Annotated in this window: 3 protein-coding genes; 2 read left to right on the forward strand and 1 reads right to left on the reverse strand. The window is 63.6% G+C overall.

Translation table 11 applies throughout. The features are described 5' to 3' along the window. Window positions 1-5: 5 nt before the first annotated feature. Window positions 6-566 carry a peroxiredoxin-like family protein gene (locus tag ACQPW1_RS44180; protein WP_433659507.1) on the forward strand — a complete coding sequence of 187 codons (561 nt, stop codon included), beginning with the start codon at window positions 6-8 and terminating at the stop codon, window positions 564-566. Further along, a complete protein-coding gene (locus ACQPW1_RS44185; protein ID WP_433659509.1) occupies window positions 563-1,045 on the forward strand; it encodes an anthrone oxygenase family protein in 483 nt (160 codons plus the stop codon). The genes ACQPW1_RS44180 and ACQPW1_RS44185 overlap by 4 nt, the downstream gene beginning before the upstream one ends. Window positions 1,046-1,084: 39 nt before the next feature. Here the strand turns inward: ACQPW1_RS44185 and ACQPW1_RS44190 are convergent, their stop codons facing one another. Continuing rightward, window positions 1,085-1,660: a Uma2 family endonuclease gene (locus ACQPW1_RS44190; RefSeq protein ID WP_433659510.1), complete on the reverse strand. Its 576-nt coding sequence runs from the start codon at window positions 1,658-1,660 to the stop codon at window positions 1,085-1,087. Window positions 1,661-1,796 lie beyond the last annotated feature (136 nt).

Raw genomic sequence — 1,796 nt, forward strand, 5'->3', positions numbered from 1 at the left:
ACCTCATGCCACTGCCGACCTCCGTCTCCGATCGGGTACTGACCACCATCTCCGGTGCACCCGTGCATATCCCCGACCCGGATTGCCTGATACACCTGCAATTTCGACGATTCGCCGGCTGCCCGGTCTGCAATCTGCACCTGCGCTCGATCGTCGCGCGCCACACCGAGATCACGGCCGCGAACATCCGTGAGGTAGTCGTATTCCACTCCAGTGCAGCGGAATTGCGCACCTACACCGAAGACGTTCCGCTCGACCTGATCGCCGACCCCACCCGCGAGCTGTACCGAGAGTTCGGCGTCGAGTCGTCACCGCGAGCCCTGCTCGACCCACGCGGCTGGCCCGCCATCCTCCGCGGCGTCGTCCACGCCGCCGTCGCCACCCTCCGCAAGCAACAACCCACTCCCCCAACTAAACCCGAGGGCGGCAGCCTCGGCCTCCCCGCCGACTTCCTCATCGCCCCCGACGGCCGCGTACTCGCCGCCAAACACGGCGCACACGTCTACGACCAGTGGTCCGTCGACGAACTGCTCACCCTCGCAACCACTCCGGAGCCACGCCGTTGACCACCTTCGAAAAGCCCACCCTGGCAAGAGCATCCACCCTGTGCTTCGGCGGCTTGCTGGCAGGCGCGTTCGGCTACGGCGCCATCAACGTCGTCTACGCGTTCCGCAAAGTCCCACTCGACGTCCGCTTCACTTTCCACACCGCACTGATGTCCGTGAACGGCCTCGTCATGCAATCCCTCATGGGCCTCACCATCCTCAGCTGCCTGGTGTTGGCCTTCCGAACGACGGCCCGCGACCGCTGGTTCGCCGCAACCGCAGCAGCACTGGCCATCGCCTCGTTCCTCATCACCCGATTCGGCAACGTCCCGATCAACCAGCACATCAAAGTCTGGTCGATAACCTCCCCACCACCCGACTACGCCGAAATCCTGAGCCGCTGGGAAGCATTCCATTTCGCCCGCACCGCCTGCGCCCTCCTAGCCTTCCTCCTGATCATCACCCGCACCCTGACCCCCGCGAAACGAGCGGCCCCATGATGACCATCGAACTGTTCATCCGCAGCGATCACTTGACCGTCAGGGCAACAGCGATCCTGGATCGATGGTGAATTCGAAAGGGCTGCGCAGGGTGACGGTGTCTCCGGCCGACACCCGGTGGGTCAGCTCGTAGGTCTTGTCGGCGCCGAGTTCGTGGGCGAACAGGATCGGCAGGGACTCACCCGGTAGCTGGCCTTTGAACGGGTTGATCTCGAATCGCCAGTAGTTGGGGATGCCTGCCTCGGCGTAGACAACGGGCTTGACCATCCGGTCTTGCAGAGTCGTTGATCGGGAGACCACTTCGACAACCAGTCTGACCTGGTCGGCTGGAATCCCCCGGCTATCCCATTCGATCGGGCCAACGGCCGCGACGAGGTCGGGAATCGGTTCGTCCTCGCCGATCAGAACGCCGACGCCTTCCATCACGAACAGACCCGACGGTAGCGCTGCGTCAAGCGCGCGGCCCAGCCACTTGATCAGCCACTGATGCTTGGGTTTGGGGGCGGCGTTCACGACGAGCAAGCCATTCAACACCTCGTAACGCAGTCCGTCGTCGGGAATGTTGTCGAGGTCCGCAGCCGTCCAATGGTCGGCGTGGGGCACCGGCATCGCCATCGGAACACCTCCAACCTCGTTGAACGGGAGCAACTGAAGCCTGCTGATTCCGTCCGAGTCTAACTGAACATGCTGACGAAACCGCCGGTGAAGAGCACTGGTTGTGCTCTTCACCGGCGGCTGGCGGTTGTCCGTT

Source organism: Nocardia sp. CA-128927 (assembly GCF_050955855.1).
Classification (GTDB): Bacteria; Actinomycetota; Actinomycetes; order Mycobacteriales; family Mycobacteriaceae; genus Nocardia.